This window comes from Streptomyces sp. NPDC001536, from assembly GCF_042894505.1.
In the GTDB taxonomy this organism is placed as follows: Bacteria; Actinomycetota; Actinomycetes; order Streptomycetales; family Streptomycetaceae; genus Streptomyces.
This window is the reverse complement of sequence record NZ_JBIAVQ010000005.1, coordinates 1-24,767: the sequence shown is the minus strand read 5'-3', so window position 1 is coordinate 24,767 and position 24,767 is coordinate 1. Positions and strand designations below refer to the sequence as shown.

Here is a 24,767-nt window from a genome sequence, read left to right as displayed (position 1 = left end):
GCTCCGGAGACCATAAGTTTCCGTGCGTGGTCGCCGTCTTCTGTAGGGACCCGACAGTGCGGCCCCTGAGCCACTGTCGGTGCCCGAATGTCCGCGCGCGGGGGCAGACCGATAGGTTTCGAAGGAAGCCGCCTGCCATCGAGATGCCGGGCGGGTGAGTTCAGACCGCTATGGAAAGGGTGATCCGTTGAGCCGCTCGGTTCTCGTCACCGGAGGCAACCGGGGCATCGGCCTCGCCATCGCCCGAGCTTTCGCCGAAGCCGGCGACAAGGTCGCGATCACGTACCGCTCGGGTGAGCCACCGGCCGCCCTGACGGAACTGGGCTGCCTCGCCGTCAAGTGCGACATCACCGACACCGAGCAGGTGGAGCAGGCCTACAAGGAAATCGAGGACGCGCACGGTCCCGTCGAGATCCTGATCGCCAACGCCGGCATCACCAAGGACCAGCTCCTGATGCGTATGTCCGAGGAGGACTTCACGTCCGTCCTCGACACCAACCTCACCGGCACCTTCCGCGTCGTCAAGCGCGCCAACCGCGGCATGCTCCGCGCCAAGAAGGGCCGCGTCGTCCTCATCTCCTCGGTCGTCGGTCTGTACGGCGGTCCCGGCCAGGCCAACTACGCCGCCTCCAAGGCCGGCCTGGTCGGCTTCGCGCGGTCCCTCGCCCGTGAGCTCGGCTCGCGCAACATCACCTTCAACGTCGTCGCGCCCGGCTTCGTCGACACCGACATGACCAAGGCGCTCACCGACGAGCAGCGCGAGAACATCGTCAAGCAGGTGCCGCTCGGTCGTTACGCGCAGCCGGAGGAGATCGCCGCGACGGTGCGGTTCCTCGCCTCGGACGACGCCTCGTACATCACTGGAGCCGTCATCCCGGTTGACGGCGGACTGGGAATGGGTCACTGAACACCATGGCTGGAATCCTCGAGGGCAAGAAGATCCTCATCACCGGTGTGCTGATGGAGTCCTCCATCGCCTTCCACACCGCCAAGCTGGCCCAGGAGCAGGGTGCGGAGATCATCCTCACCGCGTGGCCGCGCCCGACCCTCACCGAGCGCATCGCCAAGAAGCTGCCCCGGCCGGAGAACGTCAAGGTCCTGGAGCTCGACGTCTCCAACGACGAGCACCTCGCCCGCCTGGAGAGCCAGGTCCGTGAGCACCTCGGTGACCGGCTCGACGGTGTCGTGCACTCCATCGGCTTCGCGCCGCAGGACGCGCTCGGCGGCAACTTCCTGAACACGCCGTTCGAGTCCGTGGCCACCGCCATGCACGTCTCCGCCTTCTCCCTGAAGTCGCTGACCATGGCGCTCCTGCCGCTGATGACCGAGGGCGGCTCCGTCGTCGGCCTGACCTTCGACGCGCAGTTCGCCTGGCCGCAGTACGACTGGATGGGCCCGGCCAAGGCCGCCCTGGAGGCCACCAACCGCTACATGGCGCGTGACCTGGGCAAGCACGACATCCGCTGCAACCTGATCTCGGCCGGTCCGATCGGCTCCATGGCTGCGAAGTCGATCCCCGGCTTCGCCGAGCTGGCGTCCGTGTGGGACAGCCGCTCCCCGCTGGAGTGGAAGCTGGAGGACCCGGAGCCGGCCGGCAAGGGCGTCGTCGCCCTGCTGAGCGACTGGTTCCCGAAGACCACCGGCGAGATCGTCCACGTGGACGGCGGTCTGCACGCCATCGGCGCGTAACGCCGCCGCTGAGCCTCGGCCGACATCGAGGGGCCGCACCCTTTCCGGGTGCGGCCCCTCGGCGCGTCCGCGCGGAGTAACCCGTTCGGCCTATCCGGTCGGGCGGGGGAGCGGTACAACCGCGCACTCTGGATTACGCGTTCACCGCGCGATTCCCTCCCCAGCACGGCCGAGGAGGTCCCCTTGTGCGCCTGTCCCGCAGCCTGGCCCCAGCAGCCGTCGCCGTAGCCCTCCTGCTGACCCTGCCGCACGACGCGTCGCCGCACGCACGCGTGGAGAGACCGAAGGCCGAGCAACCGGATCTGTTCGGCGCCGCCTGTTACAGCAGGGTCAACGGCTCCCGTGTGACCGCGTACTGCCACAACCCGTACCCCGACGTCGACCGCGTCCGGCTGCACATCGAGTGCGACCGCTGGTGGGACGTCGACAGCGACGGTGCCCCGGTCGAGGCCGGACCCGCGCAGACCGTACGGCTGGACGGCCGCTGCTGGAAGGAAGTCCGCTCGGTGTGGGTCAGCCACCAGAAGCGGTGAACCGGCCCGGCCGGCACAGGAACGGATAGCCCGCCGCCTCCGCCGCGGCCGTCTCCGCGTCACCCGCGCGGATCGCGTCGACGAGCCGCGCGTGGTCCATGTACGTCTCCGGCGTCAGCTCCTCGCCGACGTCCTCGCGCAGCCAGTCCCGCAGCACCTCGCCCAGATCCGCGTACATCGCCGACATCACGTCGTTGTGCGAAGCCGCCACCACCGCCAGGTGGAAGGACGAGTCCGCCGTCACGAAGGCCTCCGCGTCCCCCGACTCCCACGCCTCCTCACGCCGTACGAGAAGCGCTTCGAGCTGCTTGAGGTCCTTCTCCGTACGCCGCGCGGCGGCCAGCCTCGCCGCGGACGACTCCAGCGTGGAGCGCAGCTCGGCGATGTGCCGGGGGTCGGCGTCGGCGAACCGGCGGTGCATCACACCGGCCAGCTCGCTGGTGGCCACGACATAGGTGCCCGAGCCCTGGCGGATGTCCAGCAGGCCGTTGTGCGCGAGTGCGCGGACGGCCTCGCGCACCGTGTTGCGGGCCACCCCGAGCTGCTCGACGAGCTCCGGTTCGGTCGGGATGCGCGAGCCGACCGGCCACTCGCCCGAGGTGATCTGCTGCCGTAGCGCCGCGATGACCTGTTCGGACAGCGCCGATCGACGGGGGTGGCTCAGAGGCATGGCACACCTTCGCATGGGATCGCCGACCCGGGGCAGCCGGGGGATGGACAACCAATCATCCCATGATTCTATGATGGGCGGCATGGCAAGCGAGGAAACCCGGACGATGACGTCCCCGCACATCCGCAGCTCGGCGGCGAGCGAACCCCCGGCGACGGCCACACGCGCGTGGCCGGCCCGGCTGCTCGTGCTCGGCATCGTCCTGGCCGCCGTCAACCTGCGCCCCGCCATCACCAGCCTCGGCGCGCTCCTGGAGGAGGTCCGCGACGGCCTCGGCATGAGCGGGAGCGTGGCCGGGCTGCTGACCTCCGTGCCCCCGCTCTGCTTCGCCTTCTTCGGCGTCCTGGCCCCACGCCTGGCCCGCCGCTTCGGACCGGGAGCGGTGGTGTGCGCCGGCATGGTCGCCATCACGGCAGGCCTGCTCATACGGCCGTACACGGGCGGCACGGTCGGCTTCCTGGCCGCCAGCGCCCTCGCCCTCATGGGCATCGCCGTCAGCAACGTCCTGATGCCCGTCATCGTCAAGAGCTGGTTCCCGGACCGCGTCGGCTCCATGACCGGCCTCTACTCGATGGCCCTCGCCCTGGGCACCTCCACCGCGGCCGCCGTGACCGTGCCGGTCACCGACAGGCTGGGCGGCGACTGGCAGACCGGGCTCGCGGTCTGGGCGGGGCTGGCCGCCGCGGCCGTACTGCCGTGGATCCCGTCCGTACGGCGGCGAGGGGCGGCGCCCGCCGCCGAGGAACCCGCGCGCGAGGAGCGGCCCGCACTGCGGATCACCCGCAGCCGTACCGCCTGGGCGCTCGCCGTCTTCTTCGGACTCCAGGCCACCGCCGCCTACATCACCATGGGCTGGATGGCCCAGATCTTCCGGGACGCGGGCGTGCCCGCGAGCACGGCCGGACTGCTGCTCGCCGTCACGATGGTGATGGGCGTACCGCTCGCCTTCGTCATCCCGCGCCTGGCCACCCGGCTGCCGCACCAGGGCCCCATCGTCCTCGTGCTCGGCGTCTGCGGCCTCGCCGGATACGCCGGCCTCTACTTCGCGCCCGCCTCCGGAGCCTGGGTCTGGGCCCTGCTGCTCGGCGTCTCCAACTGCTCCTTCCCGCTGGCCCTGACGATGGTCGGGATGCGGGCCAGGACCGGCGCCGGCGTCGCCCAGCTGTCCGCGTTCGCGCAGAGCACCGGCTATCTGATCTCCATCCCGGGCCCGCTCCTGGTCGGCGTGCTCTACCAGCACAGCGGCGGCTGGGGCCTGCCGATCGCCCTCATGGCCGCCCTGATGGTCCCGCAGATGGTCGTGGGCGTCCTCGCGGGACGTGACAGGACGGTCGAGGAAGAGGCGGCCCGCTGACGCCACCCCGGCGGATCCGGTGCCGGTCGGGGGTGCGAGACTGGCCGTATGCCAGTGCTCGACCCGAACCCGCAGAACGGCCAGAAGAAGATGCTGCTCGTCTTCGGCGCGTTCCTCGCCATCTTCGTGATCATCGCCGTCATCGCGTCGATCGCCTCCCCCTGAACCGGCATGGTGGGGCTAGCCCCACCATCCCCTAGGGGGCGGGTCTCAGGGTCAACTGGGTGGATCACCGGATGGGTTGAGGGCCCGGGATTCCGTAACTTCGAGATGTGACCGCGGCACAGCGGACCACCGGCCCACTCGAAGACGCGGAGGCAACCATGTCGGCCCCTACGCACACCCCGCCCCACCCGGCGACCCGGGGACGCGTCGACATCCGGCTGCCCTGGTGGGCCCTCGCCCTGCCGACGCTCGCCTTCATCACCCTGCTCGCGCTGATCCTGAACCCGTCCGACGCGCACGCCGCCGCGGACGATCCCCTGATCACCCAGCTCTTCCAGCGCATACAGCAGCTGGTCACGCGCTGAACACCCCGACGGAACCGGTCCTCCACCGCCTCCACGCACTGGTGGAGCCGCATGTCAACTCCCTGCGCCTTATGGCCTGTTTCATGCGAAGCTGGGTCTCATGAGCGTCGCAGAATCCCGCAGGATCGTCCTCTTCCGGCATGCGAAAGCCGACTGGCCACAGGTGACCGACCACGAGCGGCCGCTCGCCGACCGGGGCCGGAAGGATGCCGCAGAAGCCGGGCGCAGGCTGGCCGACACCGAGATCCCCGTCGACCTGGCCCTGTGCTCCACCGCGACCCGGACCCGCGAGACCTGGAAGCTGGCCGTGCAGGAGTTCGCGCACCGGCCGAAAACCGTCTACGAGGAGCGGGTCTACGAAGCCTCGCCCGGCGAACTGATCGCCGTGCTCAACGAGACCCCCGACGACGCGCGGAACATCGTCCTGATCGGCCACAACCCGGGTGTGCAGGGCCTCGCCGACATCCTGGCCGGCTCGGCCGAGGGCGATGCCCGCGAGCGGATGAACCGCCGCGGCTTCCCGGCCGCCGCCTTCGCCGTCCTGTCGTTCACCGGCCCCTGGAAGACCCTGGAGCCGGGCACGGCCACGCTTCTGGACTACTGGGCACCGTCCGAATGATCCGACCGATGTGAGAACCCTGTGCGAAGGGCCCGGCACCACACTGGTGCCGGGCCCTTCGCGACGCAGTACGACGGTTCAGTCGATCTCGTCGTGCGTGTCCGCCGCCTCGACCTCTTCGCGGGTCACGCCCAGCAGATACAGGACGGTGTCCAGGAACGGCACGTTCACCGCGGTGTGCGCCGCCTCCCGGACCACCGGCTTGGCGTTGAAGGCGACCCCGAGGCCGGCCGCGTTGAGCATGTCCAGGTCGTTGGCACCGTCGCCGATGGCCACGGTCTGCGCCAGCGGCACCCCCGCCTCGGCCGCGAACCGGCGCAGCAGCCGCGCCTTGCCCGCCCGGTCCACGATCTCGCCCGTGACCCGGCCGGTCAGCTTGCCGTCGACGATCTCCAGGGTGTTGGCCTGGGCGAAGTCCAGCCCGAGGCGCTCCTTGAGGTCGTCGGTGACCTGGGTGAACCCGCCCGAGACGACACCGACTTGGTAGCCGAGGCGCTTGAGCGTACGGATGAGGGTGCGGGCACCGGGGGTCAGCCGCACCTCGGTGCGCACCTTGTCCACGACCGAGGCGTCGAGCCCTTCGAGGAGGGCCACACGCGCGTGCAGCGACTGCTCGAAGTCCAGCTCCCCGCGCATCGCGGCCGCCGTCACCTCGGCGACCTTGTCCTCGCAGCCGGCGTGCGCGGCGAAGAGCTCGATGACCTCGTCCTGGATGAGCGTCGAGTCGACGTCCATGACCACGAGCCGCTGAGCGCGCCGGTGCAGCCCGGCCGCCACGACGGCGACGTCCACGCCGAGCGCGGCGGCGTCGGTCACCAGAGCGGTCCGCAGGGGCTCGGTCTCCACGCCGGAGACCGCGAACTCCACCGCGGTCACCGGGTACTTGGCCAGCCGGAAGATACGGTCGATGTTGCCGCCGGCCTTGGTGATCCTGGCGGCGGTCGCGGCGGTCGCCTCCGCGGTGAGCGGGTGCCCGAGCACGGTGACGAGGGAACGGCCGAGGCCACGGGGCCGGTTGTCGCCCAGGCCGGAGATGATCTCGGCCTGCATCTTCATCGACTCCGCCCAGCTGTGGACGGTCTTGCGCAGGTCGCCCTCCAACCCGCGCGACGGCTCGGTCACGAGCGCGCACAGCACCATGCGGCCACGGGTGACGACCTGCTCGATGTCGACCACGTCGACGGAGTAGGCGGCGAGAGTGTCGAAGAGTCCGGCTGTGATGCCCGGCCTGTCCTTGCCGAAGATCTTGACGAGAAGAGTGGGGACGTCGGAGGTCTGCGAAGCGCTCATGGTGTACCCACCGTATCCGGCACCCAGTGCCTTCCGCCCCTGAGGTCCGCCTGACGGACAGGGAACACTGAGCGTCGCTCAAGTGGCGGGTGCCTTACGTGGCGGCTACGACTCTATGGGCACATGTCGGGCGACCGGACCGACGGTTACCGGCCAAGCGGCCGGCGTGCCGGGGACCGGGACGGCGCAGGCCGTGGAACCGCCGGGGCCGGCCCCCGCTCCCGTGCGTCCGGAACGGACCACCTCGGCCCGCGTCACCTCCGTCCCTTCGGCCTCCCCGGCGGGGGAGGAGGCGGCGGTGGCGGCGGAGGACCGCCGTCGGGCGTGGACGGCTCGCGACCTCCGGGTGCACGCCGAGGCGGCGGCTCGATGGGACGCACCACGGTGGGCGCCCCGTACATGTCGTCACCGTCCGGCGGCGACTCGTCGTCACCGGACGGTCGCACACCCCCGGCAACCGGATCGCCCTCACCCCGCCAGGCGCCCTCACCGGGCCGCGCCCCCCGCGGTGCGCCCGAGGGCGAGCGAGGCTGCCCTGGAGGGGGCGTCCCGGGCCGCCGGCTGCCCTCGCCGGGCGCGGCCCCTTGCCCCGGCGGTGCGCTGGAAGGTGAGCGTCCTTGCCCCGGAGGGGGCGTCCCGGGCCGCCGCCAGCTGCCCTCCCCGGGCGCGGCCCCCTGCCCCGGCGGCGGACCCGGAGGAGAGTAGCCCTGCCTGGGGGGAGGCGTCCCCGGTCGCCTGCCGCCTTCCGCGGACTGCGCCTCTCGGCCCGGTGGCCGTCCGCGTCCGGGCGGTGCGTCCCGAGGCGGTCGCGCATCCTCCGGTTCCCGCAGCTCCTCCGGCACCTGGAGGTAGGGATTGGTGGCAGGGTTCGGGGGCCGGTACGGCGCACCCGGCGTATACGGTCCGGACTCGCCAGCCGCGGGCATCGCCCCGGCCCCGCCCCCGCGCGGCGCACCCCGGGAATCGCCCGAGTACGGGTCCGCCCCCGACGTCCCCGCGTACGGCGCCCCCTGCGAAGGCCCCGGCTGCGACACCGGCGCGGACTCGCCCGGGTACCGCCCGGGCGCCCCTGGATACGCCCCGGCCCCGCCCGCGTACGGCGGCTGCCCGCCGCCCGGCACCCCGCCCGCACCACTCAGCGCCAGCGGCGCCGCCCGGTTCCCCGCCGCCCCGGTCGCCCGCGCGAGCAGCGCACCGACGGCGCCCGCACCCGCGCCCCACAGGGCACCGAGAAGCAGGGCCATACCCAGTTGCCCGTGCAGCTCGATGCCGGCCCCGAACGCGTCGAACCCGAGCACCGACAGCGAGGCGTCCACGGACACCTCCGTCATCCAGGCGAGCAACGGCAACGCCAACGCCGTCACGATCCCCAGCCGCAACGCACAGCGCCCGGCGAAACCGAGGGCACCGGAATCCCGTCCCCGCGCACTCCCCGTGTCGCCCCCTGAACCTCGTACACCCGCCGGGCCCCCGGCCTGCGCCGACCCCGGGACAGGTACCCCCACCGGCGTCCGCACCGCGGTCAGGACCCCCGCGAGCAGGATCATCATCACCGCCGCGACCCCCAGCAGCCACACCCGCCCGTCCAGCTCCGCGAGCCGCGACAGCGACACGGACTGGTCGCGTTCGGAGCTCAGGAGGTCGTCCAGGGGGTGGGGGAGGAAGTTGGCCAGCGGACCCGTCGCGCGGCCGTCCCACGGCACGAACAGACCGATCGGGATGCCCAGCCAGGTGCCGTTGGGTGTGCCCAGCAGCGCCGCGCCCGCGATCCGCTTGGGGTGATCGTCGCCGATCGAGGCGTACGCCGCCGCCGCGAGCCCCGCCGCCACCGCGACCAGCAGGACCGTCACCAGGGCGGACACCGCGGGGCGTACGACGCGATGCACCGCGTCCCAGCCGCGAGGCAACGGTGTGCGGCGCGAGGCCAGCAGGGCGATCAGCAGGACGCCGGCCGACCAGACCAGGCCCCCGAGGAGCGTCGGCACCGTGTCCACCGTGAAGCCGACCGCCGCCTTCGCGTCGACCAGGTCGCCGATCTGGTCGGGGAGCAGTCCACCGATGTCCCCGACATCGCCGAGGCCGGGGATCTCGAGCCCCCCGCCCCCTCCACCGCCGCCGGGCAGGTCGTCGAGGCCGAGCGCGCTGCCGTCGATCGTGATGACGTCGTGGCCCGCCCAGGCCAGCCCGCCCAGCGTGGCCACGAAGAGCGCGACCACCGCACCCGCGCGCGCGAGGAGTTCGGCCGGTGCGACGACAACTCCGGCCGCCCGTAAGGACCGTAGGAAGAACCATGACAAAAGGAGCGCCCCGACCAGGCTCACACCCAATGGCGTGATCTCGATGGCCGTCGCCGCCTCCGCGCCCGTCAAGCCGAAAGCGGACACATCGCCGGACGGTGTCACCGAACCACCCGCCCCAAGCGCCACTACCGCCGCGGTCATCGGGCCGAGCGATGCCGCCGAGTCGGCCTCCAGCAGGTGCAGGCCGAGTGCGGCGACGCCCGCCATCCCGATCAACGCCCAGCTCACGGCGGCGATCGCGGACAGCAGGATGTCTCCCCACGGCAACTTCGAGCCGTGCTTCGTGGTCCCGATGCTCATGGACGCGCTCATGGCAGACCCCCCGATCCGCGGCGCGGCCGATCGCCGCGCATGTCCCCCTCGCGTGGATTACCACTCTCCGGGTCGGTTTCAACCCCGTCAACGGAACCGGTCGAAGCGTGTGCGCGTGGTCTTCACAAGGCCCGACTTTCGGTCAGGGGGCGGAGCCTGAAATAGTTCCCGACGATGTTCGACATCCCTAGACTCCCTGTGTTGGGGGTAACTCGGGGGACTACTCATGGGGCATGGAGTGCCGGAACTCGTACTGGAATTGAATGGACGTACCTGGACGCTAGACGTGTCCAGGCCCTACACCCTCGGACGCGATCCGCAGGGTGACATCGTGCTCGACGACGCCAGAGTGTCCTGGCGGCATGCCACGATCAGCTGGAACGGCCGCAGTTGGGCCATCGAGGACCACGGCTCGACGAACGGCACGTTCGTGCAGGGCCAGCGGATCCACCAGCTGGAGCTCGGTCCCGGCTCGGCGGTCCACCTCGGCAACGCGACCGACGGACCGCGGGTGAGCCTCTCCGGCACCTCGGCCCCGGCCGCACAGCCGCAGGCGCAGCCGTACGCCGCCCAGGGCGCCCAAGGTGGTGCCCCGGCCGCGAACCCCGGCTGGGCCCAGCAGGCCCCGCCGCACCAGCAGGCCCCGCAGGCCGGCTGGCAGCAGCCGCAGCAACAGCCCTCTGTCGGGAAGGTTCCGCAGCAGCAGGGCCCCGGCGACGGCGCGGGGGCGCCGCCGGTCTACGGCGACCGCAGCCCGACCACGTTCCACCAGTTCTCGATCGGCCGCGTGATGCGGATCGGCCGTGCCCTGGAGAACGAACTGGTCGTCTCCGACCTGCAGGTCTCCCGTCACCACGCCGAGTTCCACTCGACGCCCGACGGGCGCATGGAGATCCGCGACCTCGGCTCGCACAACGGCACCTACGTCAACGGCCAGCCGATCGCCAAGGGCGGCTCGATACTGCTCGGCCCGACGGACATCGTCGGTGTCGGTCACTCGACGTTCCGGATCGTGGGCGACCGCCTCGAGGAGTTCGTCGACACCGGTGAGGTCTCCTTCTCGGCCCGCCATCTGACCGTCACGGTCGACGGCGGCAAGCAGATCCTCAAGGACGTCTCCTTCGGCGTCCCGGAGAAGTCGCTGATCGCGGTCATCGGCCCCTCCGGTTCCGGCAAGTCGACGCTGCTCAAGGCGCTGACGGGCTACCGGCCCGCCAACCAGGGCGACGTCCTCTACGACAACCGGAACCTCTACAAGCAGTTCGCCGAACTGCGCCAGCGCATCGGTCTGGTCCCGCAGGACGACATCCTGCACAAGGAGCTGACCGTCAAGAAGGCCCTCAAGTACGCGGCCAAGCTCCGCTTCCCCGCCGACACCACCGGCGCCGAGCGTGAGGCCCGTATCGACGAGGTACTGCGCGAGCTGAAGCTGGACATCCACAAGGAGAAGAAGGTCACCTCCCTCTCCGGTGGCCAGCGCAAGCGTGTCTCGGTGGCCCTGGAGCTGCTGACCAAGCCGTCGCTGATCTTCCTGGACGAGCCGACCTCGGGCCTCGACCCGGGCATGGACCGCGATGTCATGCAGCTGCTGCGCGGCCTCGCCGACGACGGCCGTACGGTCCTCGTCGTCACCCACTCCGTGGCCGAGCTGGCGATCTGCGACAAGCTGCTCGTGATGGCTCCCGGCGGTGCGGTCGCCTACTTTGGCCCGCCCGAGGAGGCGCTGAACTTCTTCGGCTACGACACCTGGGCCGACGTCTTCTCCGCCTTCGAGAACTACCGCGACTACGACTGGGCGGGACGCTGGAAGGGCTCGCAGCACTACCAGATGTACGCCGCGGACATCGACGCCGTCGCGCCGCAGTCCGTACAGATGCCGCCCATGCAGGCGATGCGGCCGCCCAAGCCGCAGGGCTGGATGTCCCAGTTCGTCACGCTGGTGCGCCGCTACGTCTCGGTCATCGCCTCCGACAAGGGCTTCCTGGCCCTGACCGTGATCCTGCCGCTCGTCCTCGGCTCGGTGAGCCTCCTCATCGACCAGGGCAAGGACCTCCTGGTCAACACGGAGATCAACCCGAACACCGGCAAGCCCGTCGCCAACGGCACCGCCCTCACCGTCCTGCTGATCCTCGCGGTGGGCGCCTGCTTCGCCGGCGCCGCCAACTCCGTCCGTGAGCTGATCAAGGAACGGGTCATCTACGAGCGGGAGCGCGCGACCGGCCTGTCCCGGTCCGCGTACCTGATGTCCAAGGTGTTCGTGCTCGGCTTCGTCACCGTGCTGCAGGGCCTGATGGTCGGCGTCATCGGCTTCTCCAGCCGCAAGGTCCCGGACGAGGGGCTGCTCCCCGGCGTCCCGATCCTGCTGGAGCTGTGCATCCCGATCATGGCGCTGGGCTTCACCGCCATGATGTTCGGTCTGATCATCTCGGCCCTGGTGAAGACCGCCGAGAAGACCATGCCGCTGCTGGTCATGTTCGCGATCGTCCAGGTCGTCTTCACGGGCTGTCTGTTCCCGCTGGCCAACTCGGTCGGCGTCAACGAGCTCTCGTACCTGATGCCGTCGCGCTGGGCGGTCGCCGCCGCGGGCGCCACGCTCGACTTCAACAACATCAGCCCGCCGGCCAAGGGCGACAGCAACGACCCGCTGTGGGAGAACACCCTTGGCGCCTGGGGCATGGACATGGCCGCCCTGATCGTCCTCGGCGTGATCTGCGGCTTCTTCGTGGCCCGCTTCCTGCGCCGCCACGAGCCCGAGGTCATGCGCAAGTAGTCGCGTCCGTACGACGGTGAAGGGCGGCACCCCGGTGGGGGTGCCGCCCTTTGGCGTGCTTCGCCTTACGCAGGCGTACGAGAGGTCCGCGCAGCCTCAGTACGCGCCGTTGACGTTGTCGATCGAGCCGTACTTGTCGGCGGCGTAGTTGGCGCTGGCGACGATGTTGGCGACCGGGTCGTACTGGCTGAAGGGGGTGCCGGAGACGTGGTACGCGTCGAAGGTCGGCTTGATGATCTGGAGCAGACCGATCGACGGGGTGCCGTTGATGGCGTTGATGTCCCAGTTGTTGATCGCGTTCGGGTTGCCCGAGGACTCCCGCATGATGTTGCGGTACAGACCGTTGTAGGTACCCGGGATGCCCTTGGACTTCATGATGTCCAGGGACTCCTTGATCCAGCCGTCGAGGTTGTTGGCGTAGGTCTTCGCGGCGACGGGCTGGACGGCGACGCGCTTGGCGGAGCGGCTCGCGGCCTCCTTCGCCTTGCGCTCGGCCTCGGCCTTCTTCTCGGCCGCGGCCGCGGCCGCCTTCTTCTTCGCGGCGGCCTCGGAGGCGGCCTTGGCGGCGGCCTTCTTCGCGGCGGCGGCCTTGGCGGCCTGGGTCTGCAGACTGGTGTCGGCGAGCTGCTCGGTCACGTCCGACTGGAGGCCCTTGAGCTGCTCGGAGCTGTACGCGACCTTCGCCGAGGAGGCGGCCTCGCTCGTGGTCGTCTCCGCGTTGCTGGGAACGGCGGAGAACGCGAGGGCGGCGGCGCCGAGCGTGGCGACACCGGCGAGGGCGACCTTGTGGCGCTTGGTCAGCGCGCGACTGTGGCTCTTCTTGGACATGCGGGGACCTCTTCGAATAGCGCGGAGGTCGCTCTTCGTGCAAAAGCCGCGGGCGGAACCCGCGGCGGTGAGCGACGGCTGCCATTCTTAGCGGCCGCAAAAATGTGTGGCAAAGGTGTGACGTACGATCCCGGGTAGTTGACCGGGTAAGGGCAAAACGGGACAGACAGGAACGTCTGCCCCGCTCACCAGGGACCGGTTTATCTCCTATCCACCTTCGTACGTGATGTGTGCCCTATGTGCGGGCTCACATCGGAGGCGTAACAGTCTCACCAGCAGTTGCGACAGCAATGCTCTGTGTGAGGACTCTCCTCCGGGAGGATGAGATGCACGTCCCCGAACTCGTGCCACAGGTACGACCCGCGCAGCGCCTCGGCGTACGCGCGGTCGATCGCCGCCCGCCCGGCCACCGCCTCCAGCATCAGCAGATGCGAGGCCTCCGGCTCGTGCAGCCCGGTCAGCAGCCCGTCCACCGCCCGCACCCCGCGCTCCGGGGTCACCACGAGATCCGTCCACCCTTCACGCGCGCGTACGGCCCCGTCGGCGCCGACCGCGGACTCCACCGCCCGTACGGCGGTCGTCCCGACGGCGACGACCCGGCCGTCCCCCGCCTTCACGGCGTTGATCAGCCGCGCCGACGCCTCCGGCACCGCGAACCGCTCCGGATACGGCGCCTCGTGCGCCTCCGCCGACGCCACCCCGGTATGCAGCGTGACCGGCGCGAACTGCACCCCCCGACTCACCAGCTCCGCCACCAGCCGCGCCGTGAAAGGCCGGGCGGCACTCGGCATCTCCGCACTGCCGGTCCCGTCGGGGGAGGGCAGCGCGAACACGGTCTGGTAGACGGAGAGGGGCTGATCGCGCTCGGTGTAGGAGTAACGGATCGGCCGCCCGTACTCCCGCAACAGCCCGACGACCCAGGCTCCGGCGTCGGCGGCCGCCGGTCCCGGGACGCCCCCGGCCCCCGACACCCGCGCCCACCACAGCCGCCCGCTCGCCGCGCTCAGCGGCTCCTCCAGCCGCAGCCGCACACCCCCGGGCAGCCGCACCTCCGTCCCCGCCGGGCCGCCCGCACGCGCACGCGTGGTGCCCCGCTCGTCGGGATCCCGCAGCTCGACCGCCCACCGCCCGTCGTCCCCGCGCGTGGAGAAGTGCACCACCACGCGTGCGTGCCCGATCCACCCGTCTACGGCCGCGGCCAGTGTCGGCGACGTGTTGACGACGAGCAGGTCCCCGGCCCGCAGCAACCGCGGCAGCTCCGCGAACGCGTGATGCGACACCGCGCCACCGCGCGACACCAGCAGCCGTACGGCGTCCCGATCCAGCCCCGGCCCACGCTGCTCGACAGGGACCCGGGCGGACAACTCCTCCGGGACGTGCAGAACCGTCGTCATCGCCCCTCCTGGTGTCCGGGCACGCTGGCCGGGACACGCGCCCACCGCTGGTCCGAGGCGTGCCGTGCCGCTCTCATCGCTCCTCCACCAGCGCCGGCGCGGTGTACCGGCCGCTCGCCGGGCGCTCGTCGAGCAGCCGCAGGAAGCCCGGGACCACGTCGGCCGGGTCGGGCCGCGGGTCGTCGTCGTCCGGTACGGCCGTCGCGTACAGCTCCGTGGCCATGTCCCCGGGGTCGACCGCCCAGACCCTCAGCCCGGGCTCCTCCACGCCCAGGACCGCCACGAGGTGGTCCAGGGCCGCCTTCGACGCCCCGTAGCCGCCCCAGGTCTCGTACGCCTCGGCGGCCGCGTCCGAGCTGACCGCGATCACCGCCCCGACCTCCGACGCCCGCAGCAGCGGCAGCGCCTCCTGGACCAGACCCAGCGCGGCCACGACGTTCACCTCCAGCGCCCGCCGCAGCCCCTCCAGGGGCAGCTCGTCCAGCCGTACGAGCGGCTCGGCGCCCAGCGCGCTGGCATTGCTCACCACCAGATCGACCCCGCCGAACCGCCACGCGGCCGCCACCAGCTCACCCCGGTGCCCGGCGTCCGTGACGTCCCCCGGCAGTGCCGCCACGCGCGTGCCGTACTTCTCCAGCCCCTCCGCCGCCTCCCGGAGGGCCTCCGCGCCTCTGGCGTCGAGCACCAGATCCCAGCCGCGCGCGGCCAGCGCCTCGGCGAGCGCCCGCCCCAGACCCTTCGAGGCCCCCGTGATGATCGCTACCGACATGACCACGTCCCCTTGTCGTTCCCGACGCCTGCTGACCGGCGTGATCTCAACCTAGGAACCGGACCGCCCCGGCCGCGTCGGACGCGGGTCGCGAGACAGCGGGGCCCTTGGCCCTAGGCCCACCGCCCTAGGCGGCCGCCGCCACAGGTCCGATACGGACTGTCACACCCCGCCGGTACCGTGAGGGCATGAGTCAAGGACCCAGGTCCGGCCTGGCGGCGGTGAGCTCCGCGCTGCTGGCCATGAGCAGGCATCTAGAGGTGCGCGACGTCCTCAAGACAATCGTCGCCTCGGCCCGCGAACTGCTCGACGCGCAGTACGCGGCGCTCGGTGTCCCGGACGACCACGGAGGCTTCGCCCAGTTCGTGGTCGACGGCGTCAGCGACGCGCAGTGGAAGGCCATCGGCCCCCTCCCGCGCCAGCACGGCATCCTCGCCGCGATGCTCCAGGAGGCGAAGGCCGAACGCCTCGCCGACGTGCGCAAGGACCCCCGCTTCGAGGGCTGGCCCGCGGCCCACCCCGACATGTCCGACTTCCTGGGCCTGCCCATCCGCGACGGCGACGAGGTCATCGGCGCCCTGTTCCTGGCCAACAAGCTGCGTCCTGTGGGGGGAAACCCCCCACACCCCCCGTGCCCCAAGCCGGACGGCAGCTGCGGCTTCACGCAGGAGGACGAGGAGCTGCTCTCGATCCTCGCCCAGCACGCCGCGATCGCCCTGACCAACGCCCGCCTGTACGAGCGCAGCCGCGAACTGACCATCGCCGAGGAACGCTCCCGCCTGGCGCACGAACTGCACGACGCGGTCGCCCAGAAGCTGTTCTCCCTGCGCCTCACCGCCCAGGCCGCCGCCGCCCTCGTCGACCGCGACCCCTCACGCGCCAAGGGCGAGCTGCAACAGGTCGCCGCGCTCGCCGCCGAGGCCGCCGACGAACTGCGCGCCGCCGTCGTGGAGCTGCGCCCCGCGGCCCTCGACGAGGACGGTCTCATCGCCACCCTCCGCACCCAGGTCCACGTCCTCGACCGCGCCCACAGCGCGCACGTGACCTTCGACAGCCGCGGTGTCCGCGCCCTGCCCGCCTCCCAGGAGGAGGCCGTCCTGCGCGTCGCCCAGGAGGCCCTGCACAACGCCCTGCGGCACTCCGGGGCCGAACAGGTCGACGTGACGCTGGCCCGGCGCGACGGCGGAGTCGTGCTGCGGGTCACCGACGACGGCAGCGGCTTCGACCCGCAGCAGACCCGCCGCGCGGGCCGCCACCTCGGACTGGTCTCCATGCGGGACCGGGCCGGCGGGGTCGGCGGAGTGCTGACCGTGGATTCGGCGCCCGGCAAGGGCACCACGATCGAGATGGAGGTCCCTGGTGGCTGACGCAATCAAGGTGCTGCTCGTCGACGACCACCAGGTGGTCCGCCGCGGACTGCGTACCTTCCTCGAAGTGCAGGACGACATCGAGGTCGTAGGCGAGGCCGCCGACGGCGCCGAGGGGGTCGCCCGTGCCGAGGAACTGAAGCCCGACGTCGTCCTCATGGACGTCAAGATGCCGGGCATGGACGGCGTCGACGCGCTGCGCAAGCTCCGCGAACTGAACAACCCCGCGCGCGTGCTGATCGTCACCAGCTTCACCGAACAGCGCACGGTGGTCCCGGCGCTGCGCGCGGGCGCCGCGGGATACGTCTACAAGGACGTCGACCCGGACGCCCTCGCCGGCGCCATCCGCTCCGTCCATGCCGGGCACATCCTGCTCCAGCCGGAGGTCGCGGGCGCCCTGCTCTCCCAGGAGGAGGCCAACAACGGCCAGGGAAGGGCGGGTTCGCTCACGGAACGCGAGCGCGAGGTCCTCACCTTGATAGCGGACGGCCGCTCGAACCGCGAGATCGCCCGCGCCCTCGTCCTGTCCGAGAAGACCGTCAAGACCCATGTCTCGAACATCCTGATGAAACTCGACCTGGCGGACCGCACCCAGGCCGCGCTGTGGGCGGTACGTCATGGAGTGACCGGTTGATCCATGGGGCGGACGGCAATACGGAGGGTTCCGCTCCGGAGTGAGATTCATACCGTCGTGGGAATGTCCCCCGGATGGCGCATCCTTCGTGGATCTCCACCGTTCTCCAGTGCGTGCTGCGGCGACTGCCGCGGCAATCGCTAGGAGGGGCTCAGAAGTGAAGAACCTGAAGAAGGTAGCGGCCGTGACGATGGTGGCCGGCGGGCTGGTCGCCGCCGGTGCCGGTATGGCCTCCGCCACCGACGGCTCGCACGCCGACGGCAAGGCCGTCGGCTCGCCCGGCGTCATCTCGGGCAACCTCGTCCAGGCCCCGGTGCACGTTCCGGTGAACGCGGTCGGCAACAGCGTGAACGTCATCGGTGTGCTGAACCCCGCGTTCGGCAACCTGGGCATCAACCGCTGACCTCCGCCACGGAGCGGCAGTGACCTCCGGCCTCCCAGGCACTCACTCCTGGGGGGCCGGTCAGTTTGTCGGCCCAATGACCCGAACGGGCAGTCGCGGTCCACTTTCCGTACCGTTCCCCCACGTACCTGCGTTGATCAGCGCACGACCCGCGGCCGGGTCGGTTACGCAAACGCAGGAGGAACGCTTCTCATGAACATCGCCAAGAAGGCCGCCGTGGCCCTCACCGTCGCCGGTATCGCCACGGGTGCCGGCGCCGGTGCCGCCGTCGCCGACGCGGGTGCCGACGGCGCGGCCGTGAAGTCGCCGGGCGTCGCCTCGGGCAACCTGGTCCAGGTCCCCGTGCACGTCCCCGTCAACGTCGTGGGCAACGCGGTCGACATCATCGGCCTGCTCAACCCCGCCTTCGGCAACCAGGGCGTGAACGACTGACGTCGGGTCCCGACCGACGAGGGGCCCCGCGAGTCAAGGGCGACTGGCGGGGCCCCTCGCTGTGCGTGCGGTACGCGCGGACGGTCGCTCGTCCACGGGCGCGTGGGGGCTGATCGCACGGTTCCCCGCTTCCCTCGGACCGCTCGGCGCAGCCCGCGATCAGCCGCGCACCCACACCCCGCCGCACCTGCTACCGCACCCCACGCTCCCGCTCCTCCACATACGCGTTGTAAGCCGCGACCTGCGCCCGCCGAGCCACCCGCTCCACCGGCCGCAACGCCTCCGCCCGCGCCGCCATCTCTCCGGCGGTCACCGCGGCGCCATGCCCGTTCTCGGACGCGACGGAAATCAACAACCCGACCCGCTGCGCAAGCTCCAGCACCCGCACCGCCCGAGGCGGATACCCCGGCGCGAGCACCTCCCGCTCCCGCTCGGACCGAGCCCGATACGCATCGATCGCCGCCGCGGCCACCGGTCCCGACCCGGCCACATCCAGCCGCGTCAGCACCTCCGTGGCATCCCGCAACGCCTCCGCCAGCTCCCGCTCCGCCTCGCCCAGCGACGGCACGTCCGCGGGCGGCGCCTCCCGCACCGGAAGCACATGCCACACCACCTCGACATGCACATCACCGGACGGCCCGGCCTCGTACACCTCCGGCACCAACCCGAGCGCGGCCCCGTGGCAGACCACCGCCTCCTCGGCCTCCAGCGCCCGCGCATTGAACTCCGGCGGCCCGCTCAATCCGAGCGGATGCCCGGGCGCGGGCAGCGCGACGCGCAACCCCGTCACCCCGAGCGCCCGCAACCGCCCGAGCGCGAGCGTGAGTCCGACGGGCGCCGACTCACCCGGCAGCCCCTCCACCCGGTGCACGGCGTCCTCACCCACGATCGCGAGTACGGCGTCGTCAGGCGAGACAAGTCCGGCAAGAAGGCCATTTCCCCAAGAGGCAAGACGTCCAGAGCGTGGTTCCGAGAGCATGCCCCCACCCTAAGGACCGGACCGATGGATTGGACGGGCCGACCGGTGGCGTAGATTTCGTTGAGGGCTGCGCTCAAACGCGCACGCGACAGCCGAGACGCCGAGACCGGTCAGACTGCAAGGGGAGACAACGCGCTCATGAGCGATGTTCTGGAGCTTGAGGACGTATCCGTGGTCCGTGAGGGCCGGGCTCTGGTGGACCAGGTCTCCTGGTCGGTCAAGGAGGGCGAGCGCTGGGTCATCCTCGGCCCCAACGGCGCCGGCAAGACCACCCTCCTGAACGTCGCCTCCAGCTACCTCTACCCCAGCAAGGGCACCGCGACGATCCTCGGCGAGACCCTCGGCAAGCCCGGCACCGACGTCTTCGAGCTCCGCCCGCGCATCGGCATGGCCGGCATCGCCATGGCCGACAAGCTCCCCAAGCGCCAGACCGTCCTGGAGACCGTGCTGACGGCCGCCTACGGCATGACGGCCACCTGGCAGGAGGACTACGACGAGATCGACGAGCAGCGCGCCCGCGCCTTCCTCGACCGTCTCGGCATGAGCGACTACCTGGAGCGCAAGTTCGGCACGCTCTCCGAAGGCGAGCGCAAGCGCACCCTCATCGCCCGCGCCCTGATGACCGACCCCGAGCTGCTGCTCCTCGACGAGCCCGCCGCCGGCCTCGACCTCGGCGGCCGCGAGGACCTCGTACGCCGACTCGGCCGCCTCGCCCGCGACCCGATCGCCCCCTCGATGCTGATGGTCACTCACCACGTCGAGGAGATCGCCCCCGGCTTCACCCACGTCCTCATGATCCGCCAGGGCCAGGTCCTCGCCGCGGGCCCGCTGGAGCTCGAACTCACCTCCCGCAACCTCTCCCTCTGCTTCGGCCTCCCGCTCGTCGTCGAGCAGGTCGGCGAGCGCTGGACGGCACAGGGCCTGCCGCTGTCCTGAGGCCTTCTCACCGTCACCGCAAGGGAGTTCACGGGTAAGAACCCCGTGCAGACCCGAACTGCGCCCTGTCCGCGGCGGGACCTGCGGAACTACCATGACCATGTGAACGACATCGACGCATGGGTGTGGTGGCTCATCGGCGCGGCAGGCCTCGGCATCCCGCTCGTGGTCACAGCCATGCCGGAGTTCGGAATGCTCGCCGTGGGCGCCGTCGCCGCCGCGATCATGGCCGGACTCGGCTTCGACGTGGTGGTCCAGGTCCTCGTCTTCGCGGTCGTCTCGATCGCCCTCATCGCCGTCGTACGGCCCGTCGCGGCCAGGCATCGCTCCCAGCGACCCCAACTCGCCACTGGCATCGAGGCGTTGAAGGGGAAGCAGGCCGTGGTGACGGAGCGCGTCGACGGCACCGGCGGCGGCCGGATCAAGCTCGCCGGAGAGGTCTGGTCGGCCCGCGCTCTCGACACCGGCCGTGCCTACGAAGTGGGTCAGGAAGTGGACGTCGTGGACATCGAGGGGGCCACGGCGATCATCATGTGACCTCGCACGATGCAAGTGGCGCGAACACCCCACGAGGTACACGACGGTCTGTCAGACTCGACCAGCAAGATCTTCAACAACCATAAGATCTTCCGAAAGCGCCGAGGCGGAGAGAGGTACGGGGAAGCGACGATGGAACCGGTCATCATCGTTTTGATCATTCTGGTGGTGTTGGTCTTCATCGCCTTGATCAAGACCATCCAAGTCATCCCACAGGCCAGCGCCGCGATCGTCGAGCGCTTCGGCCGCTACACGCGGACACTCAACGCGGGCCTCAACATCGTCGTCCCGTTCATAGACACCATCCGCAACCGCATCGACCTGCGCGAACAGGTCGTCCCGTTCCCGCCGCAGCCGGTGATCACCCAGGACAACCTGGTCGTCAACATCGACACGGTCATCTACTACCAGGTGACCGACGCGAGGGCCGCGACCTACGAAGTCGCCAGCTACATCCAGGCAATTGAGCAGCTGACGGTCACCACCCTCCGCAACATCATCGGTGGCATGGACCTGGAACGCACCCTGACCTCCCGCGAGGAGATCAACGCGGCCCTCCGCGGCGTCCTCGACGAAGCCACGGGCAAGTGGGGCATCCGGGTCAACCGCGTGGAGCTGAAGGCGATCGAGCCCCCGACCTCCATCCAGGACTCGATGGAGAAGCAGATGCGCGCCGACCGCGACAAGCGCGCCGCGATCCTCACGGCGGAGGGCACGCGCCAGGCGGCCATCCTCACCGCCGAGGGCGAGAAGCAGTCCCAGATCCTGCGCGCCGAAGGTGAGGCCAAGGCCGCGGCCCTGCGCGCAGAGGGCGAAGCCCAGGCCGTCCGCACGGTCTTCGAGGCCATCCACGCCGGCGACCCCGACCAGAAGCTCCTCTCCTACCAGTACCTCCAGATGCTCCCCAAGATCGCCGAAGGCGACGCCAACAAGCTCTGGATCGTCCCCAGCGAAATCGGCGACGCCCTCAAGGGCCTCTCCGGCGCCATGGGCAACTTCGGCAACCTGGGCGGCGGTTCAGGAGGAAGCGGCGGCTCGGGCACGGAACGCCGAGAGAAGCCGTCGATCGACTGACGCCGAAGTCGTCCGTACGACAATGGGGGCCGCCTTTCAGGAAGGCGGCCCCTATACGTGCCCAGGGGCGCGGGGAACTGCGCGACAAGCCACGACGAACCCGCAGCCGCAACCAAGCAGGTCTCGGCACCCCACTAGGCGCTACGCAGCATCCCGAGCCAGCCAGTCAGGCAGCGCCTGAAACTCCTCGTTCCCCAGCGACAGCAGCATCGCATCGGCAGGGCTGGGCTCGAACGGCTGCCGCAGCAACGGCATACCCGCCTGCTCCGGAGTCCGGTCAGCCTTACGGTGGTTGTCCTCCGCGCAGGAAGCCACCGTGTTGAGCCAGGAGTCCTGACCACCCTGCGCCCGTGGCACCACGTGGTCCACAGTCGTCGCCCTACGGCCGCAGTACGCGCACCGGTGCCGGTCCCTGACCAGCACACCCCGCCTGGACCACGGCGCTTGTCTTCGGAACGGCACCCGAACATACCTGCACAGCCTGATCACCCGGGGCGCCGGTATGTCGACCGCGGCTCCGCGCATACGCAGTTCGGGGTGGGACTGCTCGACGACGGCCTTGTCCTGAAGCACCAGAACGACGGCACGGTTCAACGTCACCGTCGACAGCGGCTCGAAGCTCGCGTTCAGTACCAGCGTGTCCCGCATGACCAGCCCACCTCCCGTGTGCACCCGCCCACCCCTCGGCGGACTGGGATCAACTCTGGCCGGGCACGCCGAGATGGACAACGAAATAAAAAGTGCCCGCCCCTGATCACTTCCAAGACCAGGGGCGGGCAAACGTTCCATGAACGTTGGGCTTGCTCAGCTCTGTTCGGGGTTCTCGTACTCACCGATCAGCTGCGCACGCGCGATCGCGTGGAACCTCAGATTGAAGCCCACGAAGGCGGGAGAGGCGTCGGCATCCGGCCCGAGCTTCTCCTGGTCGACCGCGTACACCGTGAAGACATACCGGTGCGGTCCGTCCCCAGGCGGCGGCGCGGCCCCACCGAAGTCCTTGCTGCCGTAGTCATTGCGCGCCTGTACGGCACCCTCGGGCAGTCCTTCGAACTTGCCGCTGCCCGCACCCACCGGCAGCTCGGTCACCGAGGCCGGGATGTCGAACAGCACCCAGTGCCAGAACCCGCTGCCCGTCGGGGCGTCAGGGTCGTAGCAGGTCACGGCGAAGCTCTTGGTCTCCGGCGGAAAGCCCTCCCACCGCAGCTGCGGCGAGGTGTTGCCGGCCGCGTACACCTGAGCGTCCTTGAGCGTCGCCCCTTCCTCGATGTCCTCACTCGTCACCGTGAACGACGGGACGGGCGGGTGGAAGTCATGGGGGAGAGGCCGCCGCTTGAGCTCGGTCACCTCGGTACCTCCTGATCGATCAACGGAATCAGCAGTCCCGAGCCTAGAACCAGTTGCGCTTGCTGCCGACCTCGGAGAGCCACTGGTTGAGGTAAGCCGCCCAGTCGGTGCTCTGGTAGTCGTGCAGACCCACCTGGAAGGAGCGGAAGGTGTCGCTGCCCTCGCTGAAGAGCCCCGGCTTCTTGTCCATCTCGAGCACGACGTCCATGGCGTTCTGATCGGCCACGAAGCTCAGCTCGACCTGGTTGATACCGCGGTACTGCTGCGGCGGGAAGAACTCGATCTCCTGGTAGAACGGCAGCTTCTGCCGCGTACCCCGGATGTGACCGCGCTCCATGTCCGCGTTCTTGAACCGGAAGCCCAGCTGGATGAAGGCATCCAGGATCGCCTTCTGCGCGGGCAGCGGGTGCACGTTGATCGGGTCCAGGTCACCGGAGTCCACCGCACGAGCGATCTCCAGCTCCGTGGTCACCCCGATGTGCATAGCGCGCAGCGGCTGGCCGTCGATCGTCGTGATCGGCGTCTCCCACGGGATCTCGAGCCCGAACTGCACCGCGTGCACGGCGTTCGCCTTCAGCTCGAAGGCACCGCCGAGCCGCTGCTTGGTGAACTCGATGTCCTGCTTGTACTCCTGGTCGCCGCTCTCGACCTCGACCTTGGCCTGAAGGCCGACCGACAGCCCCTCGATCTGCTGGTCCACGGACCCACCCTGGATCCGCACCTCGCCCTGGACGACACCACCCGGAACGACATTGACCTCGGTCAGCACCGTCTCGACCGAAGCCCCGCCGGCCCCCAGGCTCGCGAGCAGCTTCTTGAACGCCATGACTCTCCCTCTTACGTCGTCCTGCTTCTTGTGCGTGGATCCTTGATCCATACAAACGCGATCCGGCCGTGGCCGGTTCCGCGCCCTCACCCTTGCAAGGCGAACGCCCCCTGACCACCCCGTAGCAGCCACCCGTCTGCACTACCCTCGGACGGCATGATCGCGACCCCCGACCGTACGCCCCTCCCACGCGAGTTCTTCGACCGGCCCGTACTGGAAGTCGCCCCCGACCTCCTCGGCCGCATCCTCGTACGCACCACCCCGGACGGTCCGATCGCCCTCCGCCTTACAGAGGTGGAGGCCTACGACGGTCAGAACGACCCCGGCTCCCACGCCTATCGCGGCCGCACGGCCCGCAATGACGTGATGTTCGGTCCGCCCGGCCATGTGTACGTCTACTTCACCTACGGCATGTGGCACTGCATGAACCTGGTGTGCGGTCCGGACGGCACGGCCGGCGCGGTCCTGCTCCGCGCCGGCGAGATCGTCGAGGGCGCCGAGCTCGCCCGTAAACGTCGACTCTCGGCCCGAAATGACAAGGAACTGGCCAAAGGCCCCGCACGCCTGGCCACGGCCCTGGACGTGTCCCGCCCTCTGGACGGCACGGACGCGTGTGCCTCGGGCGACACACCACTGAGGGTCCTCGCCGGTACCCCGATCGCCTCCGACCAGGTACGCAACGGTCCCCGCACCGGGGTGTCCGGCGACGGGGGCGTCCACCCCTGGCGCTTCTGGGTCGCCAACGACCCGACGGTCAGCCCTTATCGGGCCCATACGCCGAGGCGTCGCTCAAGTTGACGCGCCCTTGCGGGGTGCGTAATGTGGCCCGAGCCGCTTGAACCGGGTACTGCGTACGTCAGCAGCCGGAAGCGGCCAAACCACTACCTACGACATCCTCTCAGCGAGGGTGAATTCGGTGTGCCTGCATGCCTGAATTCGAACTCGCGGAACTCGATTATGAGTTGCCGAGCGGATGGGCTAACGTAGTGAATGTCGAAAGGCCGACAGGCGAAAGCCGAAAGCCCCAGACAAATCCCGACCGACAGGGAATCGGACACCGAAAGGGTCTGATAGAGTCGGAGACGCAAGACCGAAGGGAAAAGCCCGGAGGAAAGCCCGAGAGGGTGAGTACAAAGGAAGCGTCCGTTCCTTGAGAACTCAACAGCGTGCCAAAAAT

General features: G+C 70.2%; 26 protein-coding genes. 16 read left to right on the top strand and 10 right to left on the bottom strand.

Translation table 11 applies throughout. The features are described 5' to 3' along the window. Positions 1-187 precede the first annotated feature (187 nt). The 3 genes from fabG (at position 188) to ACFY0U_RS15555 (ending at position 2,222) form a co-directional block, all read left to right on the top strand. Positions 188-907 (top strand): 3-oxoacyl-[acyl-carrier-protein] reductase, encoded by a 720-nt coding sequence (gene fabG, locus ACFY0U_RS15565; RefSeq protein WP_388635421.1) that lies wholly within the window; start codon positions 188-190, stop codon positions 905-907. A 5-nt stretch (positions 908-912) separates the two neighbouring features. Continuing rightward, a complete protein-coding gene (gene fabI, locus ACFY0U_RS15560; protein ID WP_388635419.1) occupies positions 913-1,689 on the top strand; it encodes an enoyl-ACP reductase FabI in 777 nt (258 codons plus the stop codon). A gap of 185 nt (positions 1,690-1,874) precedes the next feature. Continuing rightward, positions 1,875-2,222, top strand: coding sequence for a hypothetical protein (locus ACFY0U_RS15555; RefSeq protein ID WP_388635417.1), 348 nt, complete (start codon positions 1,875-1,877; stop codon positions 2,220-2,222). On the opposite strand, the gene ACFY0U_RS15550 is transcribed toward ACFY0U_RS15555, so the two are convergent. Further along, positions 2,203-2,892 (bottom strand): FadR/GntR family transcriptional regulator, encoded by a 690-nt coding sequence (locus ACFY0U_RS15550; RefSeq protein ID WP_388635415.1) that lies wholly within the window; start codon positions 2,890-2,892, stop codon positions 2,203-2,205. The genes ACFY0U_RS15555 and ACFY0U_RS15550 overlap by 20 nt on opposite strands. A gap of 82 nt (positions 2,893-2,974) precedes the next feature. On the opposite strand from ACFY0U_RS15550, the gene ACFY0U_RS15545 reads away from it, so the two are divergent. From ACFY0U_RS15545 to ACFY0U_RS15530, 4 genes are all read left to right on the top strand, one after another. Next, the gene (locus tag ACFY0U_RS15545) at positions 2,975-4,246 is read left to right on the top strand and encodes a CynX/NimT family MFS transporter (protein WP_388635413.1); all 1,272 of its coding nucleotides are present in this window, start codon (positions 2,975-2,977) and stop codon (positions 4,244-4,246) included. Positions 4,247-4,294: 48 nt separating this feature from the next. Further along, the gene (locus tag ACFY0U_RS15540) at positions 4,295-4,411 is read left to right on the top strand and encodes an SGM_5486 family transporter-associated protein (protein ID WP_266829118.1); all 117 of its coding nucleotides are present in this window, start codon (positions 4,295-4,297) and stop codon (positions 4,409-4,411) included. Positions 4,412-4,569: 158 nt separating this feature from the next. Continuing rightward, positions 4,570-4,776: a hypothetical protein gene (locus tag ACFY0U_RS15535; protein ID WP_388635411.1), complete on the top strand. Its 207-nt coding sequence runs from the start codon at positions 4,570-4,572 to the stop codon at positions 4,774-4,776. A gap of 100 nt (positions 4,777-4,876) precedes the next feature. After that, positions 4,877-5,395 (top strand): SixA phosphatase family protein, encoded by a 519-nt coding sequence (locus ACFY0U_RS15530; protein WP_388635409.1) that lies wholly within the window; start codon positions 4,877-4,879, stop codon positions 5,393-5,395. 78 nt (positions 5,396-5,473) lie between these two features. Here the strand turns inward: ACFY0U_RS15530 and serB are convergent, their stop codons facing one another. Next, positions 5,474-6,685, bottom strand: coding sequence for a phosphoserine phosphatase SerB (gene serB / locus ACFY0U_RS15525; RefSeq protein ID WP_388635407.1), 1,212 nt, complete (start codon positions 6,683-6,685; stop codon positions 5,474-5,476). A gap of 254 nt (positions 6,686-6,939) precedes the next feature. After that, positions 6,940-9,285, bottom strand: a complete 2,346-nt coding sequence (locus ACFY0U_RS15520) for a streptophobe family protein (RefSeq protein ID WP_388635405.1) — start codon at positions 9,283-9,285, stop codon at positions 6,940-6,942. A 250-nt stretch (positions 9,286-9,535) separates the two neighbouring features. On the opposite strand from ACFY0U_RS15520, the gene ACFY0U_RS15515 reads away from it, so the two are divergent. Further along, complete coding sequence (locus ACFY0U_RS15515; protein WP_388636245.1) at positions 9,536-12,067, top strand: FHA domain-containing protein; 2,532 nt, start codon at positions 9,536-9,538, stop codon at positions 12,065-12,067. Between the two features lie 96 nt (positions 12,068-12,163). On the opposite strand, the gene ACFY0U_RS15510 is transcribed toward ACFY0U_RS15515, so the two are convergent. From ACFY0U_RS15510 to ACFY0U_RS15500, 3 genes are all read right to left on the bottom strand, one after another. Beyond that, on the bottom strand, positions 12,164-12,895 hold the full coding sequence (locus ACFY0U_RS15510; protein ID WP_388635403.1) for a transglycosylase SLT domain-containing protein: 732 nt from the start codon (positions 12,893-12,895) through the stop codon (positions 12,164-12,166). Between the two features lie 269 nt (positions 12,896-13,164). Further along, on the bottom strand, positions 13,165-14,289 hold the full coding sequence (locus ACFY0U_RS15505; RefSeq protein WP_388635401.1) for an S-adenosylmethionine:tRNA ribosyltransferase-isomerase: 1,125 nt from the start codon (positions 14,287-14,289) through the stop codon (positions 13,165-13,167). Positions 14,290-14,362: 73 nt separating this feature from the next. After that, positions 14,363-15,058: an SDR family NAD(P)-dependent oxidoreductase gene (locus ACFY0U_RS15500; protein ID WP_388635399.1), complete on the bottom strand. Its 696-nt coding sequence runs from the start codon at positions 15,056-15,058 to the stop codon at positions 14,363-14,365. A gap of 188 nt (positions 15,059-15,246) precedes the next feature. Between ACFY0U_RS15500 and ACFY0U_RS15495 the strand changes: the two genes are divergently transcribed. The 4 genes from ACFY0U_RS15495 (at position 15,247) to ACFY0U_RS15480 (ending at position 17,894) form a co-directional block, all read left to right on the top strand. After that, entirely contained in the window at positions 15,247-16,425 is a 1,179-nt protein-coding gene (locus ACFY0U_RS15495) for a GAF domain-containing sensor histidine kinase (protein WP_388635397.1), read from the top strand. Continuing rightward, the gene (locus tag ACFY0U_RS15490) at positions 16,418-17,059 is read left to right on the top strand and encodes a response regulator (RefSeq protein WP_388635395.1); all 642 of its coding nucleotides are present in this window, start codon (positions 16,418-16,420) and stop codon (positions 17,057-17,059) included. Before ACFY0U_RS15495 ends, ACFY0U_RS15490 begins: the two co-directional genes overlap by 8 nt. 157 nt (positions 17,060-17,216) lie before the next feature. Further along, entirely contained in the window at positions 17,217-17,462 is a 246-nt protein-coding gene (chpE, locus tag ACFY0U_RS15485) for a chaplin ChpE (protein ID WP_307032609.1), read from the top strand. 192 nt (positions 17,463-17,654) lie between these two features. Beyond that, complete coding sequence (locus tag ACFY0U_RS15480; protein WP_388635393.1) at positions 17,655-17,894, top strand: chaplin family protein; 240 nt, start codon at positions 17,655-17,657, stop codon at positions 17,892-17,894. Positions 17,895-18,084: 190 nt separating this feature from the next. Here ACFY0U_RS15480 and ACFY0U_RS15475 read toward each other — a convergent pair whose 3' ends face one another. Continuing rightward, positions 18,085-18,873, bottom strand: coding sequence for a hypothetical protein (locus tag ACFY0U_RS15475; RefSeq protein ID WP_388635391.1), 789 nt, complete (start codon positions 18,871-18,873; stop codon positions 18,085-18,087). Positions 18,874-19,011: 138 nt separating this feature from the next. On the opposite strand from ACFY0U_RS15475, the gene ACFY0U_RS15470 reads away from it, so the two are divergent. From ACFY0U_RS15470 to ACFY0U_RS15460, 3 genes are all read left to right on the top strand, one after another. Continuing rightward, positions 19,012-19,809, top strand: a complete 798-nt coding sequence (locus ACFY0U_RS15470; RefSeq protein WP_388635389.1) for an ABC transporter ATP-binding protein — start codon at positions 19,012-19,014, stop codon at positions 19,807-19,809. A gap of 102 nt (positions 19,810-19,911) precedes the next feature. Further along, positions 19,912-20,346, top strand: a complete 435-nt coding sequence (locus ACFY0U_RS15465; protein ID WP_388635387.1) for an NfeD family protein — start codon at positions 19,912-19,914, stop codon at positions 20,344-20,346. A gap of 132 nt (positions 20,347-20,478) precedes the next feature. After that, positions 20,479-21,420, top strand: a complete 942-nt coding sequence (locus ACFY0U_RS15460; protein ID WP_388635385.1) for an SPFH domain-containing protein — start codon at positions 20,479-20,481, stop codon at positions 21,418-21,420. Positions 21,421-21,561: 141 nt separating this feature from the next. Here ACFY0U_RS15460 and ACFY0U_RS15455 read toward each other — a convergent pair whose 3' ends face one another. The 3 genes from ACFY0U_RS15455 to ACFY0U_RS15445 all read right to left on the bottom strand — a co-directional run bounded on the left by ACFY0U_RS15455 (position 21,562) and on the right by ACFY0U_RS15445 (position 23,590). Beyond that, complete coding sequence (locus tag ACFY0U_RS15455) at positions 21,562-22,068, bottom strand: HNH endonuclease (RefSeq protein ID WP_388635383.1); 507 nt, start codon at positions 22,066-22,068, stop codon at positions 21,562-21,564. Positions 22,069-22,224: 156 nt separating this feature from the next. Beyond that, the gene (locus ACFY0U_RS15450; RefSeq protein WP_388635381.1) at positions 22,225-22,764 is read right to left on the bottom strand and encodes a YbhB/YbcL family Raf kinase inhibitor-like protein; all 540 of its coding nucleotides are present in this window, start codon (positions 22,762-22,764) and stop codon (positions 22,225-22,227) included. 43 nt (positions 22,765-22,807) lie between these two features. Then, entirely contained in the window at positions 22,808-23,590 is a 783-nt protein-coding gene (locus tag ACFY0U_RS15445) for a sporulation protein (RefSeq protein WP_388635379.1), read from the bottom strand. A 156-nt stretch (positions 23,591-23,746) separates the two neighbouring features. Between ACFY0U_RS15445 and ACFY0U_RS15440 the strand changes: the two genes are divergently transcribed. Continuing rightward, complete coding sequence (locus ACFY0U_RS15440) at positions 23,747-24,388, top strand: DNA-3-methyladenine glycosylase (protein WP_388635377.1); 642 nt, start codon at positions 23,747-23,749, stop codon at positions 24,386-24,388. The last annotated feature ends 379 nt before the right edge of the window (positions 24,389-24,767 follow it).

Bases quoted from the DNA above. Each gene is read 5' to 3' on its own strand.
- ACFY0U_RS15470 (WP_388635389.1), top strand. From the start codon at position 19,012: ATGAGCGATGTTCTGGAGCTTGAGGACGTATCCGTGGTCCGTGAGGGC.
- ACFY0U_RS15455 (WP_388635383.1), bottom strand. From the start codon at position 22,068: ATGCGGGACACGCTGGTACTGAACGCGAGCTTCGAGCCGCTGTCGACG.
- ACFY0U_RS15530 (WP_388635409.1), top strand. From the start codon at position 4,877: ATGAGCGTCGCAGAATCCCGCAGGATCGTCCTCTTCCGGCATGCGAAA.
- ACFY0U_RS15445 (WP_388635379.1), bottom strand. From the start codon at position 23,590: ATGGCGTTCAAGAAGCTGCTCGCGAGCCTGGGGGCCGGCGGGGCTTCG.
- ACFY0U_RS15535 (WP_388635411.1), top strand. From the start codon at position 4,570: ATGTCGGCCCCTACGCACACCCCGCCCCACCCGGCGACCCGGGGACGC.
- ACFY0U_RS15495 (WP_388635397.1), top strand. From the start codon at position 15,247: ATGAGTCAAGGACCCAGGTCCGGCCTGGCGGCGGTGAGCTCCGCGCTG.
- ACFY0U_RS15540 (WP_266829118.1), top strand. From the start codon at position 4,295: ATGCCAGTGCTCGACCCGAACCCGCAGAACGGCCAGAAGAAGATGCTG.
- ACFY0U_RS15505 (WP_388635401.1), bottom strand. From the start codon at position 14,289: ATGACGACGGTTCTGCACGTCCCGGAGGAGTTGTCCGCCCGGGTCCCT.
- ACFY0U_RS15475 (WP_388635391.1), bottom strand. From the start codon at position 18,873: ATGCTCTCGGAACCACGCTCTGGACGTCTTGCCTCTTGGGGAAATGGC.
- ACFY0U_RS15440 (WP_388635377.1), top strand. From the start codon at position 23,747: ATGATCGCGACCCCCGACCGTACGCCCCTCCCACGCGAGTTCTTCGAC.
- ACFY0U_RS15520 (WP_388635405.1), bottom strand. From the start codon at position 9,285: ATGAGCATCGGGACCACGAAGCACGGCTCGAAGTTGCCGTGGGGAGAC.
- ACFY0U_RS15500 (WP_388635399.1), bottom strand. From the start codon at position 15,058: ATGTCGGTAGCGATCATCACGGGGGCCTCGAAGGGTCTGGGGCGGGCG.
- ACFY0U_RS15510 (WP_388635403.1), bottom strand. From the start codon at position 12,895: ATGTCCAAGAAGAGCCACAGTCGCGCGCTGACCAAGCGCCACAAGGTC.
- ACFY0U_RS15550 (WP_388635415.1), bottom strand. From the start codon at position 2,892: ATGCCTCTGAGCCACCCCCGTCGATCGGCGCTGTCCGAACAGGTCATC.
- fabI (WP_388635419.1), top strand. From the start codon at position 913: ATGGCTGGAATCCTCGAGGGCAAGAAGATCCTCATCACCGGTGTGCTG.
- ACFY0U_RS15480 (WP_388635393.1), top strand. From the start codon at position 17,655: ATGAACATCGCCAAGAAGGCCGCCGTGGCCCTCACCGTCGCCGGTATC.
- ACFY0U_RS15460 (WP_388635385.1), top strand. From the start codon at position 20,479: ATGGAACCGGTCATCATCGTTTTGATCATTCTGGTGGTGTTGGTCTTC.
- ACFY0U_RS15545 (WP_388635413.1), top strand. From the start codon at position 2,975: ATGGCAAGCGAGGAAACCCGGACGATGACGTCCCCGCACATCCGCAGC.
- serB (WP_388635407.1), bottom strand. From the start codon at position 6,685: ATGAGCGCTTCGCAGACCTCCGACGTCCCCACTCTTCTCGTCAAGATC.